The following is a 1,048-nucleotide window of genomic DNA, read 5'->3' as shown; positions in this document are numbered from 1 at the left end:
CGTGAAGCGCCCTGAGTTTGTTGGAGGCTCCTGACCTTGGAAACGAGGATGGAGTTATGCCGAAGGAACTGGCGAATGGGAAGCCGACGACGCGTCGCTACTCGGACGAGGAGAAGGCCGCCGCGGTGCGGATGGTGAGGACGCTGCGGGCCGAGCTCGGGGTCACGCAAGGAACCGTGCAGCGAGTCGCGACGCAGCTCGGGTACGGGGTCGAATCCGTGCGGATGTGGGTGAAGCAGGCCGACATCGACGAGGGTGTCACCTCCGGCGTGAGCTCGGCGGAGGCGCAGCGGGTGAAAGAGCTCGAGCAAGAAGTCCGCGAGCTTCGCCGGGCCAACGAGGTGCTGAAGCGGGCTGCGTCTTTCTTCGGGGCGGAGCTCGACCGCCACTACCGGAAGTAGTCGCGTTCATCGACGCGAACAAGGACGACCTCGTCGACGGTCGCCGGCTCGGAGTCGAGCTCATCTGCAGACAGTTGCAGGTGGCTCCGAGCAGCTACTACGCCGCTAAGACCCGCACCCCGTCCGCCCGTGCCCAGCGGGACGAGGAGCTGATCCCGCGGCTCGTCGAGCTGTGGGAGGCGAACTACCGGGTCTACGGGGTCCGCAAGCTCTGGAAGGCGGCCCGGCGGGCGGGGATCGCGATCGGCCGCGACCAGACCGCGAGGTTGATGAAGGTGGCAGGGATCGAGGGCGCAAGGCGCTCGAAACGGGTGAAGACGACCAGGCCGGATCCGGCGTCCGCGCGACACCCGGATCTGGTGCAGCGGGAGTTCACCGCGACCGCTCCGAACCGGCTCTGGGTGACGGATCTGACGTTCGTGGCGACCTGGGCCGGTGTCGCGTACGTGTGCTTCATCATCGACGCGTTCTCCCGCATGATCGTCGGGTGGCGGGTCGCGTCGCACATGCGCACCGAGATGATCCTCGACGCCATCGAGATGGCCCGCTGGTCCAGAGGTCACCGCCACGCGGACCTGCGGTGTCACAGCGACGCGGGGTCTCAAGGCGGATTCAACTGGTCGTCGCAACACCTCGATCGGGAGGTG

Annotated in this window: 1 pseudogene and 1 other annotated feature; the pseudogene reads left to right on the top strand. The window is 67.1% G+C overall.

The features are described from left to right. Positions 1-56: 56 nt before the first annotated feature. Positions 57-1,048, top strand: a pseudogene (locus L979_RS15320) (IS3 family transposase); the annotation flags it as partial. After that, positions 356-490, top strand: a sequence feature (AL1L pseudoknot). It overlaps the preceding pseudogene by 135 nt.

Origin of the sequence: Kocuria sp. ZOR0020 (assembly GCF_000800955.1) — a bacterium.
GTDB lineage: Bacteria > Actinomycetota > Actinomycetes > Actinomycetales > Micrococcaceae > Kocuria > Kocuria subflava.
The sequence above is the reverse complement of the archived record's forward strand: the minus strand, read 5'-3'. Positions and strand labels throughout refer to the sequence as shown.